The 13890-nt window shown below is 67.9% G+C and carries 15 protein-coding genes; 7 read left to right on the plus strand and 8 right to left on the minus strand.

The features are described 5' to 3' along the window. Positions 1–93 precede the first annotated feature (93 nt). On the plus strand, positions 94–1542 hold the full coding sequence (locus IT779_RS36230) for a serine hydrolase domain-containing protein (RefSeq protein WP_196154020.1): 1449 nt from the start codon (positions 94–96) through the stop codon (positions 1540–1542). A 32-nt stretch (positions 1543–1574) separates the two neighbouring features. Here the strand turns inward: IT779_RS36230 and IT779_RS36235 are convergent, their stop codons facing one another. Beyond that, positions 1575–1841: an SHOCT domain-containing protein gene (locus IT779_RS36235; protein ID WP_196154021.1), complete on the minus strand. Its 267-nt coding sequence runs from the start codon at positions 1839–1841 to the stop codon at positions 1575–1577. 445 nt (positions 1842–2286) lie between these two features. On the opposite strand from IT779_RS36235, the gene IT779_RS36240 reads away from it, so the two are divergent. The 6 genes from IT779_RS36240 to IT779_RS36265 are packed head-to-tail and all read left to right on the plus strand — an operon-like array spanning position 2287 to position 7233. Further along, entirely contained in the window at positions 2287–3405 is a 1119-nt protein-coding gene (locus IT779_RS36240; protein WP_196154022.1) for a 4Fe-4S dicluster domain-containing protein, read from the plus strand. Next, positions 3402–3884 (plus strand): Crp/Fnr family transcriptional regulator, encoded by a 483-nt coding sequence (locus IT779_RS36245; protein WP_332839121.1) that lies wholly within the window; start codon positions 3402–3404, stop codon positions 3882–3884. Before IT779_RS36240 ends, IT779_RS36245 begins: the two co-directional genes overlap by 4 nt. 17 nt (positions 3885–3901) lie before the next feature. Beyond that, entirely contained in the window at positions 3902–4711 is an 810-nt protein-coding gene (locus IT779_RS36250) for an FAD/NAD(P)-binding protein (RefSeq protein ID WP_232542422.1), read from the plus strand. Beyond that, complete coding sequence (locus tag IT779_RS36255) at positions 4711–5550, plus strand: NADH-quinone oxidoreductase subunit B family protein (protein WP_196154025.1); 840 nt, start codon at positions 4711–4713, stop codon at positions 5548–5550. Before IT779_RS36250 ends, IT779_RS36255 begins: the two co-directional genes overlap by 1 nt. Next, complete coding sequence (locus IT779_RS36260) at positions 5468–6760, plus strand: Ni/Fe hydrogenase subunit alpha (protein ID WP_196154026.1); 1293 nt, start codon at positions 5468–5470, stop codon at positions 6758–6760. The genes IT779_RS36255 and IT779_RS36260 overlap by 83 nt, the downstream gene beginning before the upstream one ends. Next, positions 6757–7233, plus strand: coding sequence for a hydrogenase maturation protease (locus tag IT779_RS36265; RefSeq protein WP_196154027.1), 477 nt, complete (start codon positions 6757–6759; stop codon positions 7231–7233). The genes IT779_RS36260 and IT779_RS36265 overlap by 4 nt, the downstream gene beginning before the upstream one ends. 54 nt (positions 7234–7287) lie before the next feature. On the opposite strand, the gene IT779_RS36270 is transcribed toward IT779_RS36265, so the two are convergent. From IT779_RS36270 to IT779_RS36300, 7 genes are all read right to left on the minus strand, one after another. Further along, positions 7288–7575: an acyl carrier protein gene (locus IT779_RS36270; protein WP_196154028.1), complete on the minus strand. Its 288-nt coding sequence runs from the start codon at positions 7573–7575 to the stop codon at positions 7288–7290. Positions 7576–7578: 3 nt separating this feature from the next. Next, the gene (locus tag IT779_RS36275) at positions 7579–8961 is read right to left on the minus strand and encodes a 2-oxo acid dehydrogenase subunit E2 (RefSeq protein WP_196154029.1); all 1383 of its coding nucleotides are present in this window, start codon (positions 8959–8961) and stop codon (positions 7579–7581) included. 1 nt (position 8962) lies between these two features. Next, positions 8963–9934 carry an alpha-ketoacid dehydrogenase subunit beta gene (locus IT779_RS36280; RefSeq protein ID WP_332839123.1) on the minus strand — a complete coding sequence of 324 codons (972 nt, stop codon included), beginning with the start codon at positions 9932–9934 and terminating at the stop codon, positions 8963–8965. Next, positions 9928–10890, minus strand: coding sequence for a pyruvate dehydrogenase (acetyl-transferring) E1 component subunit alpha (gene pdhA / locus IT779_RS36285; protein ID WP_408637831.1), 963 nt, complete (start codon positions 10888–10890; stop codon positions 9928–9930). The genes IT779_RS36280 and pdhA overlap by 7 nt, the downstream gene beginning before the upstream one ends. 2 nt (positions 10891–10892) lie before the next feature. After that, complete coding sequence (gene acsA, locus IT779_RS36290; protein ID WP_196154031.1) at positions 10893–12710, minus strand: acetate--CoA ligase; 1818 nt, start codon at positions 12708–12710, stop codon at positions 10893–10895. A gap of 133 nt (positions 12711–12843) precedes the next feature. Further along, positions 12844–13275, minus strand: coding sequence for an Hsp20/alpha crystallin family protein (locus IT779_RS36295; protein WP_196154032.1), 432 nt, complete (start codon positions 13273–13275; stop codon positions 12844–12846). A 406-nt stretch (positions 13276–13681) separates the two neighbouring features. Then, the coding region (locus IT779_RS36300) for a hypothetical protein (protein ID WP_196154033.1) at positions 13682–13890 on the minus strand (209 nt) is incomplete at its 5' end.

Below are 13890 nucleotides of genomic sequence, written 5' to 3' on the forward strand. Positions count from 1 at the left end.
TCGAAGTGGTCGGGTCGCACAGGCAACTCCGCCGAGCGGAGCAGTGCCATGACCGCCCGTGCCGCGAGATCGGCCGAGACGCGAGGAAACGGAATGAGCGTATCCAGAACGACCACCTCGGATGCCGTCGCGCGCGAGGTGGACAGCGCGACGGCGGGGATCTTCGCCCGTCACGCGATGGTGGGCGCGGTGATCGGCGTCGTTCGCGACGGACGCCTGGAATCCCTGGCGGCGCACGGCTGCTCGGATATCGGCACGCGCCGACCGGTCACCGAGGACACGGTGTTCCGTGTCGCGTCGATCACCAAGACCTTCACCGCCATCGCGATCATGCAATTGTGGGAACGCGGCCTCGTCGACCTCGACGCGCCCGCGCAGCGGTACCTGCGGGCCTATCGCCTGGTGCCGGGCAGGCCGGAGTATCCGCACCCGACGCTGCGGCATCTGCTGACCCACACCGCGGGTCTCGGCGAGACCGCGCGCCCCGGCAGGCTGCTGCTGCCCGATTTCGGGGAGAGTGTCGCGCCGGGGCATCCTGTCGGGTCCCTGGCCGACTATTACCGCGGCGAACTGACGACCCACGCCGAACCGGGAACGAGATGGACCTATTCCAATCACGGCTTCGCCACCCTCGGACAGATCGTCGAGGATGTCAGCGGTGTGCCGCTGGCCGCGTACCTGCGGGAACACGTCTTCGAACCGCTCGGTATGCACGAGACCACGCTGTCTCCCGCAGGGTACCCGCGTGCGCGCCTGGCGACCGGCTACACGTTCGGCCGTAGTGGGCCGCGGCCGGTTCCGTTGCGGGAAATGGTGACCGCGGGTGCGGCATCGGCATTTTCGACCGCGCGTGACATGGGGCGTTACCTCGCGGCGTTGACGGGCGGCGGTGCGAACGAGTTCGGTGCGGTGCTGCCCGCGGACACCATGGGGACGATGTTCGAGCCGCACTACCGACCCGATTCCCGAATACCGGGCATGGGACTTGGATTCTTCCGCGCCGAATTCGGCGGGCGGCGCCTAGTCGAGCACCAGGGGATCCTGACCGGGTTCGACTCCCAGATCTGGGTGGCTCCCGACGCCGGGCTCGGGGTGATGGCGTTCACCAACGGCGCCCACCGCGCGATGCTCTGGCTGCCCGCCGAGACCTCCGACCTGATGCGAACACTGCTCGGCGTCGCCGCCGACCGCGTTCGCGACGACGTGGCTCAGCAGCCTGCCATCTGGAGCGAGCTGTGTGGGAACTACCGGGTCCCGGGAAGGATCACCGATGTTCGCGCCAAGGCGATGGTCGGTGCGGGCCTGCGCGTCGAGGTCCGTCGAGGGCAGCTCGTGCTGCGCGTACTCGGACCGGTGCCCGCGCTGCGCCGGGGCATACCCCTGCGGCCCGACGACCCGGACGACCCGGAGGTCTTCCGCATGGATCTGACCGAATTCGGCCTCGGCAGCGTGCGTGTCGTCTTCGCGCGCTCGCCCCTGTCAGGTGCCACCGCGATGCACCTGGAGGTCACACCGCTCACCGCCCACCGACTCCGGCGGTGATGCGCACCGCCTGCCGAGCGGCACGAAGTGGTTCAGCTGTCGCCGGTCGCGTTGTCGGTGAGAGTGGCGCTGCGACGGCGGAATTCCTCATCATCGATCTCACCGCGGGCGAATCGCTCGGCGAGGATCTGCTGAGGGGTCGACCGGTATCGGGGCACTGGACCGCCCGGCGCCGCGCCGCCCGTGTAGCGGACAACCGCGACGACGCAGGCGATCACCAGCATCCAGACCACGATCGTGCCCACGACCATCAGTCCGAGTCCCCATCCACCCATCCCGGGGCCGTACCACATCATCATCGTCGACACCCCATCGAATTCACATCGGCATCGTCATCGGCGGGCACAGACCCAGGTCCCGCATCCACATCATGATCGTGTGCATGACCTGCATCATCGGGGACATCGCGTCCATCACGTCCACCTTTCCGCTGTGGTGAGAGGGTTTGCTTCCACCATCGCTCGAAAACGGCGGCGTGTGCAGGGCCGGACGACCTCGAACCCGAGTCGCAAAGACCCGCGGGTCAGCTCCCCGGCCTCGCCGCGGTCGACCGGAGTCCCCGTCGCGGCGCTGATCGCCACGGTTCTCGCCGAAGCGCCGCCCGGCGCACCGGACACACCATTCGCCAACTATTGGCCACGGCGGTGTATCGGGCGGTTTCCGAAGGGACCTTCGGCCCTGTGCCGCGCCGTTCGACTCGATGACAATCGAAGCTAGCGAATATTCAGCGACAGGAGTGTCGGCATGAGTATCGGTGACACCGCCATCATCGAGCGCGCCGGTCTCGACGATTTGATCGAGGTGCTGCGCGCCCGCGGATTTCGCGTGATCGGCCCCCGGCTTCGCGATGGCGCGATCGTTCTGGACGACCTCGAATCCGGGCAGGAATTGCCGGTCGGATGGGGGATCGAAAGCTCGCCCGGTCGATATCGGGTGTTCCGCCGTGCGGACGAGGCGGTTTTCGCCCATTCGGCCGGTCCCGGATCGTGGAAGCAGTTTCTGCATCCGCCGCGGCGCAAGGTGTGGCAGACAGGTCCCGACCTGAGCCTGCAAACGCCTGACGAACCACGCGAGCCGCTGGCGTTGCTCGGCGTTCGCGGATGCGATCTCGCGGCGATCGCCGTGCTGTGTCGTGTACTCGACGGAGCCGAGGGTCAGGGGCCTGCGTCCGCCGCCGCGCGGCGAGGGCTGTTCGTGATCGCGGTGAACTGCACCGAACCCGGTGGAGTGTGCTTCTGCGCGTCGATGGGTACCGGGCCCGCCGCAGGCGCGGGCTACGATCTGGCGCTGACCGAACGCATCGACGAGTCCGGGCACCGTTTCCTGGTGGAGGTGGGCAGCGCCGCGGGCGAGGCGATACTGTCCGCACTCGTCACCCGAAGCGCCCCACCCGCCGAGCTGGCCGACGCGCGGGCGGCCGTCACGGCCGCCGCCGACCGGATGGGCCGCGCCATGCCCGATGTCGACGTGCGCGCGGTCATCGCCGAATCCCGTGAGTCACCGCGCTGGGACGAGATCGCGTCGCGCTGCCTTACCTGCGCCAACTGCACGATGGTATGTCCCACCTGCTTCTGCACCAGCACCGAGGATCTCACCGATCTCACCGGCGACCACGCCGAACGCTGGGAGCGCTGGGCGTCCTGCTTCGAACTGGATTTCTCCTACCTGCACGGCGGCAGCGTTCGACGATCCGGCGCCGCACGGTACCGGCAGTGGCTGAGCCACAAGTTGAGCACGTGGTACGACCAGTTCGGCACATCGGGTTGCGTGGGATGCGGACGGTGTATCGCCTGGTGTCCCGCGAGCATCGATTTGACCGTCGAGGTCGCGCGTTTCGCCGCCGACGTCGGGAACCCGCCGTGATCACCGTGGCGGAGCTGGCCCCGTTCGCTCCGCTGTCCGTACTCGACGAGGCCCATCTGGCGAGATTGGCGGAGGTGGGCAGCGAAGCGGCGTACACCGATGGGCAACGTCTCCTGGTGGAAGGCGGGCGCGCCGAACGATGCCTGTTGATCGCACAGGGACAGGTGGTGATCGACGCGCGGGTGCCGGGACGCGGCGAGGTCGTGGTGCAGACGCTCGGAGCAGGTGATCTGCTGGGTTGGTCCTGGCTGGCGCCCCCGTACCGTTGGCATTTCGGAGCACGGGCGGTCGGGCCGGTGCGCGCGATCGAGTTCGACGCCGCGACGCTGACCCGATTCGCCGAAACCGACCCGGAATTCGGCCACGCCCTGACCCGTATGATGCTGACGGCTGTGCTGGATCGGTTGCAGGCCACCAGGGCACGCCTGCTGGACCTCTACGCCGATCCCGTCGAGCCGCACGTGCGGGCGGGTCGATGAACCGCGCCGGTGAGGTCATGCGTCCCTACCGAGTCGTCGCCAGAACTGCGCAGACCGCGGATACCGTCACGTTGCGGTTGCGGCCGATCGTCGCCGCCGCGCCGCGATTCCGGGCCGGGCAGTTCATGATGCTGTATCGCTACGGCATAGGTGAGATCGCGATCTCGATCAGCGGAAATCCCTACGCGCCAGGAGATGTCGTCGAGCACACGGTCCGCGGCGTCGGCGCGGTCAGCCGTGCGGTGTGCGACACCGGTGTCGGTGGAGCTATCGGGGTGAGAGGACCGTTCGGTATCGGGTGGGATATCGAGTCCGCGCGCGGGCGCGATCTGGTCGTGGTCGGTGGCGGGGTGGGACTCGCGCCGCTGCGTCCGGTGGTGTTGGGCGCGTTGGCATGTCGCGAGGACTACCGCAGACTGGTGGTGATCGCGGGGGCTCGCACGCCCGCCGACATCCTGTTCCGGAGCGATCAGGATCGGTGGCGCGCATCGGGCGCGGTCGAGGTGTACCCGACGGTCGACCACCCGGCTCCCGGATGGAACGGCTCGGTCGGATTCGTCACCGAGCCGCTCGCGCGACTCGCTCTCGACGCGTCCCGCACCACCGCGTTCCTGTGCGGCCCGGAGCCGATGATGCGATTCTGCGCGCGGACGCTGCTGCGCAGGGGAGTCGCGGCCACCGACATCCGGGTCTCGTTGGAACGCAATATGCAGTGCGGCGTCGCTCGATGCGGGCACTGTCAACTCGGGCCGCTGCTCCTGTGCCGGGACGGCCCGGTCGTGGACTACCGCGTGGCCGAACCCCTGCTGTCGGTGGCGGAGCTGTGATGGGCACGCCAACGCTCGCGGTCTGGAAATTCACCTCCTGTGACGGTTGTCAGCTCACGCTGCTCGACTGCGAGGACGAGTTGCTCACCCTCGCGGGCCGGGTGCGCATCACCCACTTCGCCGAGGCCACCAGCGTGGACGCGCCGGGACCCTTCGATGTGTCGCTCGTGGAGGGCTCGATCACCACCCCGGACGAACAGCGGCGGATCGTCGACATCCGCGCGCAGTCGCGGGTCCTGGTCGCGATCGGCGCCTGCGCCACGCACGGCGGCATCCAGGCGTTGCGGAACTTCGCCGATGTCGCGGAATTCGCCTCTGTCGTATACGCGAGCCCGCAGCACATCGCGACGCTGTCGACCGCGACGCCGATCAGCGCGCATGTGCGGGTGGATCTCGAGCTGCGCGGGTGCCCGATCGATCGCGGACAACTGGTGCGCACGCTGTGCGCGCTGCTGGACGGACGAGCGCCCGATCTCCCGGACACCAGCGTGTGCACCGAATGCAAGCGGCGTGGGAACACCTGCGTGACCGTCGCCAACGGCACCCCCTGTCTGGGGCCGGTCACCCACGCGGGCTGTGGTGCGCTGTGCCCGACCTACCAGCGCGGCTGCTACGGCTGTTTCGGACCGATGAAGAACCCGAACATCGGTGCGCTGCTGCCTATCCTGCGCGTCAACGGCATGTCGACCGACGCCGTCGACCGCGTGTTCGGCACCTACGCCGCGGCCGCGCCCGAATTCGCCGATCGGAGCCGAGATGAGCAGTCGGATCAGACAATTGACGGTGAGCTCGTTGGCGAGAGTGGAAGGCGAAGGCGGTCTGCGGGTGACGGTCGGTGACGGACGCGTCGACCGCGCGGAGTTGCACATCTACGAGCCGCCGCGCTTCTTCGAGGCATTCCTGCGCGGCCGTGACTACACCGAACCGCCGGACATCACGGCACGAATCTGCGGTATCTGTCCCGTCGCCTACCAGACCAGCGCCTGCAACGCCGTGGAACAGGTGTGCGGCATCGAACTCGATCCGCCGCTGCGCGCCTTGCGGCGTCTGCTGTATTGCGGTGAATGGATAGCCAGCCACACCCTGCACATGCACTTGCTGCACATTCCCGACTTCCTCGGTTATCCGGACGCCATCTCGATGTCGGCCGATCACCGCGAACTCGTCGAGCGCGGCCTGGCGCTGAAGAAGGCAGGCAACACACTGCTCGAGGTCGTCGGCGGCAGGTCGATCCATCCGATCAACATTCGGGTCGGCGGCTTCTATTCGACGCCGACCCGCGCCGCGCTCCGGATCGTCGCCGAAGCACTGCGCCGGGCCCAGGATCACGCCGTGGACACCGCGCTTCGGGTCGGCGAGTTCGAGTTCCCGGACGTGGAGTTCGATCACGATCTGCTCGCCGCGGTCACACCGGACCGATACGCGATCGAGGACGGCGATCTGTGCACCAGCACCGGAAAAGCATTCCCGCCGTCGGCATTCGGCGAGCACGTGACCGAACACCAGGTTCCGCACTCGACCGCGTTGCACGCCCGACTCGACGGCGAGCGCTACCTCACCGGCCCGCTGGCCCGCTACTCGCTGAATTCCCACTCGCTGTCCCCGTTCGCTCGCGAGGTGGCCGCACGGGTCGGTCTCGGCGTGCGCTGCCGCAATCCGTACCGCAGCATTCTCGTGCGTGCGGTGGAAGTCGTGTACGCGGTCGAGGAGGCGCTGCGGCTCATCGAGGAATACGAGCCGCCCGCGCGAGCCTCGGTGCCGGTATCCCCGCGGGCGGGCATCGGGCACGGAATCAGCGAGGCGCCGCGAGGGCTGCTGTATCACCGCTACGAACTCGACGCCGACGGCATCGTCCGCGCCGCCGACATCGTCGCGCCCACCGCGCAGAACCAGCCCGCGATCGAAGAAGACCTCCGTCGAGTGGTCGCCGAGCACCTCCATTTGGACGATGCCGCGCTCACCACACTGTGCGAACGCACGATCCGCAACTACGACCCGTGCATCTCCTGCTCGGCGCATTTCCTCGACCTGGAGGTGGTCGGCCGATGATCGGCGCGCGCATCGTCGTGATCGGTGTCGGCAACGAGTTCCGTCGAGACGACGGGGTCGGGCCGGTGGTCGCCGCACGCGTGGCGGAACTCGCCGCACCGGAGGTGCGGGTGAGCCGATGTGACGGGGAGCCCACCGCGTTGCTCGACATGTGGTCCGGCACCGACGCGGCTGTCCTCATCGACGCCGTGGTCTGTGCCCCGTCGAGTCCCGGACGTGTGTGGCGCACCCAGGCAGGCGGTCTGCCCGGTCGTGGCCACACCGGCAATTCCCATGCGATCGGCATAGCGGAGGCGGTGTCGCTGGGACGTGTCCTCGGGCGGCTGCCGCGAGACCTCGTCGTCGTCGCGGTCGAGGCGGAGCGACTGGACTACGGCGTCGGCCTCTCCGAACCGGTGTCGCGCGCGATACCCGAGGCGATCGACACCGTGTTGGCCGAACTCGTGCGGCTCGGTCGCCCATCGACACGGTGACGATCCGCCCGATCGCATACTGATCGGCGAATTTCGGGGTGGCCCGCGGCCACGTCAGGTATCTCCGACGCGATCGGTGACGGTGCGCTCCGCGTCGTCGGTGATGAAGTCGACACAGGATCGAATGGTGGCCAGCCGCGGGTATTCGCTCTCCTCGATCCGACGACTCGCGGCCGAGAGGCGTTCGACGAAGGTCAGAAAGTCGATGGAGTCGAGTTCCAGCGTGCTGCGCAAAGCGACGTCGACGCCGAGGGTCTCGATCTCGGCCTGCGGGGCGAATCCGCGCAGTGCGGCGCGCACGATGTCCTCCGCGGCCGCGCGTGAGGTGGCTCTACTGGTCATGATTCACAACTCCTCGGGACGTTGGAGCAGGTCGGAGATGGTGTTGAGGTAGCGGGCGCCGGTGGCGCCGTCGCTGGCGCGGTGGTCGGCCGACAGCGTCGCGCACACCTGAGGACGGATGCCGAGCATGCCGTCGACCGCGCAGGGACGCTCGGTCACCGCGCCGAATCCGACGATGGCGACCTGCGGTACGGCGATGACACCGAAGACCGAATCGACACCGAGATCACCGAGGTTGGTGACGGTGATCGTGGCCGGGACGGTGTCGGCGGAGCGTAGCCGCGCCGCGCGGGCACGGGTGACGACCTCGCGCAGTGCGCGCATCATGGCAGCCGGGTCCAAGGTGTCGGCGTCGGGAATGGTCGGCAGCACGATGCCCTCGCGGGTGGACACCACGACCCCCAGGTGCACAGCCGTCGCGGGCCGGAATGCGTCGTCGACCCAGTGCCCGTTGGATTCCGGAACTCGTTTCGCGGCGCGGGCCGCGGCGCACAACAGCAGTGCGGAAGTGAGCACGCGTTCGGGCACCGGGACCTGTCGATTCCTTTCGCGGAGTAGGCGCACCGCGGCGTCCAGATCGATTGTGCTCGACAGGTAGTAGTGCGGAACGGACTGTTTCGAACGAGCCATGGCCGTCGCGATGGCTGTGCGTACGGCGCCGGGATCGTGCCGATGTGTCCGCGCGGTGTCGGTCGGCGGTGCGCTGTCCCGTGACGGGCGATGCTGGTCGGGCCGTGTCCGGACGGTCGGCTCGCTGTCCGCGGGGCGGAGGTCGCGCGCTCTGAGCGCCGCGTCCGGGTGTGTCGCGGTGAGCTCCGCGAGGTCGATTCCGGAATCGGCGGCCAGTCGCCGCGCGTAACCGGAAGCCCGCGTGAACTCCGTCGATCGGACGCGCCGCTCGCGGGAGTCGTGAGCACCGGAGTCTCGACCGGTGGATGGTTCGCCGACCGCGGCGACGACTTCGGCGTTCGGCCGGTCCGGCGATGACCGCGCACCGACCGCACGGGCGATATCGGCGCGCACGATCCGCCCTTCCGGTCCGGATCCGTGCACCCGGGCTAGATCCAGACCCGCTTCCTCGGCCAGGCGTCGGATCAGCGGGGTAGCGCGTATCGCGGACTTCGGCGCGCGGGTCGGATGCGGTGCGTCCACGCCCGCGTCGATCGTCGCCAGGGGAGTGCCCACAGGCACGGTCGCGCCTTCGGGAACCAGCAGTGAGCCGATGACGCCGTCATCGAAGCTTTCGATCTCGATGGCCGCTTTCGTGGTGTCCACCTCGGCGAGGATGTCTCCGCTGTGCACCGTGTCGCCGGGCTGGACCAACCATCGCAACACCGTGCCCTCGGTCATGTCGGCGCCCAGCGAGGGCATGCGGAACTCGACCATGTCAGCTCACCGTCCGTCGAATCGCATCGATGACATCGTCGGGCCCCGGCAAAGCGGCGTCCTCGAGTTGCTTGGCGTACGGAACGGGGACCTCCGCGGCGCAGACCCGCGCGATCGGCGCGTCGAGGTCGAAGTAGGCGTGTTCGGCGGCGCGCGCGGCGATTTCGGCGGCGATTCCCACGCTGCGCCATCCTTCGTCGACGATGACGAGGCGGTGGGTCCTTGCGATCGACTCGAGCACGGTGCGTTCGTCCAACGGGCGTAGACACCGCAGGTCGATGATCTCCGCCGAGATGTGATCGTCGTCCAGTCGCTCGGCCGCCGCGGTGGCCACAGGTAGTGACCCGCCGTAGGCGACCACGGTGACATCGGTGCCCGGCCTGCGCACGACAGCATGGTCGATATCGACGGGGCCCGCGTCCGGCGGCAGTTCGGCCTCGGCGCCGTACAGGGCGATGGGCTCGAACAAGACCACCGGGTCCGGGCTCTGCAAGGCGGTCCACAGCATCCCGCGCGCGTCGGCGACGGTCGCCGCCGACACCACGCGAAGGCCCGGAATGTGGGCATAGAAATTCTCCAGGCTGTGGGAATGCTGTGCCGCCAGCTGTCTGCCCGCACCGGTCGCCATGCGAATGACCAGCGGCACCGCGAGCTGACCGGCGGACATGTGGCGTAGCGTCGCCGCGTTGTTCAGGATCTGATCGAGAGCAAGCAGGCTGAAATTGACGGTCATGACCTCGACGATCGGGCGTAACCCACCGAGCGCGGCTCCGATACCCGCGCCGACGAACGCCGATTCGCTCAGCGGTGTGTCACGGATACGCTCCGGTCCGAATTCCTCGAGCAGGCCGCGACTCACACCGAAGCAGCCGCCGTAGGCGCCGACGTCCTCGCCCATGAGGAAGGCGCGTTCGTCGCGGAGCAGCGCCTCGCGCAACGCTTCTCGGACGGCCTCTCGATAGCTGGTCATGATGTTTCCGCGTAGAGGTGTCGAGTCAGGTCGGCGACGGGTTCGAGCGGTCCGTTCTCGGCCGAGGTGACGGCCTCGTCGAGTTCGGTCTCGATCGCGGTTCTCCAGTCGTGACAATCGGTCTCGGTGCATGCGCCGGAGTCGAGGAGGGCCCGGGTGAGTATCGGGATGGGGTCGCGCGCTCGCCACCGCTCGATCTCGGCCTTGTCCCGGTATCGATCGGCGTCGTAGAGGGAGTGCGCGCGGAAACGGTAGGTCCGCATCTCGAGCAGACACGGTCCGCCGCCGCCGCGGATGGACTGCACCGCTCGCCGGGTGGCCGAGGCCACCGCTTCCGCGTCCATACCGTCCACGGGCCAGGCGGCCAGGCCGTAACTCGCGGCGCGCAATGCCAAGTCGGTGGCCGCGTGCTCGCGCGCCAGGGCGGTGCCCATGGCGTAACGATTGTTCTCGCAGGCGAACAGGATCGGCAGATGCCACAGTGCGGCGAGGTTGAGGCATTCGTGGAATTCGCCCTCGGCGACGGCGCCGTCACCGAAGAGACAGACCGTCACCGCCGAGGATCGGCGCAGTGCGTCCGCCAGGGCCAAACCGACGGCAAGGGGCAGACCGCCGCCCACGATGGCGTTTCCCCCGTAGAAGCGACGCTGCGCGTCGAACAGATGCATCGATCCGCCTCGTCCACCGCTGCATCCGTTGGTGCGCCCGTACATCTCCGCCATCAGCGCTGCGGTCGGGATACCGCGCGCCAAGGCGTGCCCGTGCTCTCGATAGGTCGAGACGACCGAATCCTCGGGGCCGATCTCGTGGAACAGGCCCGCGGCCACGGCCTCCTCACCGATGTAGAGATGCAGGAAACCGCGGATCTTCTCCGCGCTGTAGAGCCGGACGCACCGTTCCTCGAACCCACGGATGCGCATCATCTGGCGCAACAATGCGATCCGTTCCGCATCGGTCACACTCACGACGCACCGCCTTCGAGGGCGGACACGTCGCCTTCGGGCAGACCCAGCTCGCGCGCTTTCAGCAAGCGGCGCATGACTTTGCCGCTTCGGGTGTGCGGCAGACTGTCGGCGAAGGTTATCTGTCTGGGCGCGACCGACCCGAGTGATCGACGGCCGAAAGCGAGCAACTCCGTCCGCAACTCCTCGGTCGGCCGGTATCCCGGAAGCAGCGTGACGAACGCCTTGACCACCTCGCCTGCCACCGGATCGGGGGTGCCGATCGCGCCCGCCTCGGCAACCGCCGGATGTGCCATGAGCGCACTTTCGACTTCGAAGGGGCCGATGAGGTGCCCGGCGGATTCGATCACGTCGTCGGCGCGGCCGACGAACCAGTAATAGCCGTCCGCGTCGCGTCGGGCGAGATCGCCGGAGAGGTACCAGCCGTGGGCGAACGCGCGTTCGTATCGCTCGTGGTCGTTCCAGTAGTCACGGAACATCGACGGCCAGCCCGCGCGTATCGCCAGCTCGCCGACTTCGTCGGTGTCCGCGGGCCGAACGGCTCCATCGCCGTCGACGGCAACCTTTCCATTGGCGCCGCGTCGCAGCACGGTGGCCTCGATTCCCGGCAGTGGCCTGCCCATCGAACCCGGTCGCACCTGCTCGGCGGCGAAATTGGCGATCATGATCGCGCCGGTTTCGGTCTGCCACCAGTTGTCGTGCACCGGCCTGCCGAGCACGCGTTCGCCCCACACCACGATCTCGGGGTTGAGTGGTTCGCCGACTCCGGCCACGAACCGCAGGTTCGACAAATCGGTGTGCGGGGGAAGTCGATCATCTCCGCGCATCAGCATGCGCAAGGCCGTCGGGGAGGTGTACCAGACCGAGACTCGTTCGGCGGTCAGGATGTCGTACCAGCGCTGGGCGCTGAACTCGGCTTCGTCGCTGATCACGGTGGCGCCGAGGCACAGCGGGGCGATCACGCCGTAGGACATTCCGGTGACCCACCCCGGATCCGCGGTACACCAGAAGCGGTCGCCCGCACGCAGATCGAGCGCGTATCGGGCGCTGACCCGGTGCGCGAGCACCGCGCCGTGCACATGGACGGCGCCTTTCGGCCTACCCGTCGTGCCGCTCGTGAAATGCAACAGCGCAGGCTCGTCGGCGTCGGTGTGCTCGACGGGGAAGGTTTCCGACATCGACGCCATCGCCTGCGACAGGTCGATCAGGCCGCCGCCGCGTTCGGGTCCGAGGTCGTCGGTGACGAGGACATTGCGCAACTCGGGCACCGCGTCGCGATGCGGCGCCACTTTGCGGCGGTAGAACTCGGTGGTGGTCACCAGGGTCGTTGCCCCGGAGATCTCGAGGCGTTGGCGGACCGGTTCGGGACCGAACGCCGAGAAGAGCGGCGATACCACGCAACCGGCTTTCCACGCGCCGAGCGCCGCGACGTACAGCTGCGGGGTTCGGCCCAGCAGCAGGCAGATCCGCTCGCCGCGCCGCACACCCAGCGACCGGAGTACTCCCGCGAACCTGTTGCTCAGGGCGGCGAGGTCGGCGTAGGTGAGTTCGATTCCGTCGCCCGTCGCGCTGAGCCAGCGCAACGCCGTGGTGTGGGCCGTCGAGGTATCCAGATGCCGGTCGACCGCCTCGTGGGCGATGTTCACCGCGCCTCCCGGCAGCCCCGACAATGCCGATCGCGCTGCTTCCCAGTCGAATCCGCTACACGTGAAGTCGTAGTCGGTCATGGCGCTGCGAGCGCGCTCCGATGGCGACTTCTCGATCGTTTCCCATATCAACGGCTCGAACGGGGTGGTTCGAGCGTTCGTATCGGTCATATCGGCCTCCGCGGTTTCCCGTGACAACCGTCGTGGGGTGTCGGGGGAGTATGCAGGTGGTACGAATGTCGCAGGCCCGGAGTCCCTCGGCGTTCGATCGTCGAGGGACTGGGCGCCGATCATCCTCGCGGGCTCATTCGCCCGCTTTGACCTCGATCTTCTTCGCGGTCGGCTTCGCTTCCGTCATCGGTACCGTGACGGTAAGAATGCCTTTGGCGTATTCGGCGTCGACACCGTCTTCCACGGCGCCCGGGGGGAGGGCGACGGTACGCACGAAGGAGCCGTAACCGAACTCGGAGCGGCCGTTCTCCTCTTTCTGCACGCTGCGCTCGGCCCGGATGGTCAGATGCCCGTCGGCGACGGTGACCTCGAGATCCTCGGCCGGATCGATTCCGGGAATTTCGGCGCGCACGGTGTAGTGGCCGTCATCGAGGGCGTCCTCCAACCGGATCGTATGGAAGTTGAACATCGGCGTCAGCGTGCCGACGGGAGTGAACGCGTTCCACAGGTCGGTGAAATCCGGCAGCAGCGATCCGTGGGAACGATGAACAGGGAGCAGACTCATGAAATTCTCCTCGTGTCGACTATGCGTTTACTCTCGTAATTCCACTCCGATGAAAGAAGACGGTGTAGGGGCTTCGGGGCGTTGTGGTGAGGGCTGAAGTCCTCGGCGACGAGGGCGGGCGGTCCTTACTACAGGCCCTATCGGTCGGTAGTCGCCGAATTTCCCGCGTCGACCCGAATCGCTTGTCGGACTCGGCGGCCTTCCGATCCAGAAAATGGCCCCTCATCGCCCCTCAGGAACATGAGCTCCGGCCGGGAATTCGGCGCGAGGAACGGTGACGACGGCCTCCGGCAGCACCGCGAATGCGCGGGAGAACCGGCCATGAGTGCGCGCAGAGACCCCGCGAAGGCGGGTACTTCGAGCGGATCGATGTCGGCGGTACCCGCCATGCCGCGTCACAGCGGATTCAGGCGGAGACGATGAGGTGTTCCTCGTCCTCGCCGACGCTCACCTGGACCAGGTCGCCGTCGGTGACTTCACCGGCGAGCAGTTGTTTGGCGAGGGTGTCGCCGATGGACTGTTGGATCAGTCTGCGCAGCGGACGCGCGCCGTAGACCGGGTCGTAGCCGCGTACCGCGAGCCAGAACCGCGCCGAGTCGCTGACGTCCAACTTCA

This window comes from Nocardia bovistercoris (assembly GCF_015674855.1).
GTDB classification, from domain to species: Bacteria; Actinomycetota; Actinomycetes; order Mycobacteriales; family Mycobacteriaceae; genus Nocardia; species Nocardia bovistercoris.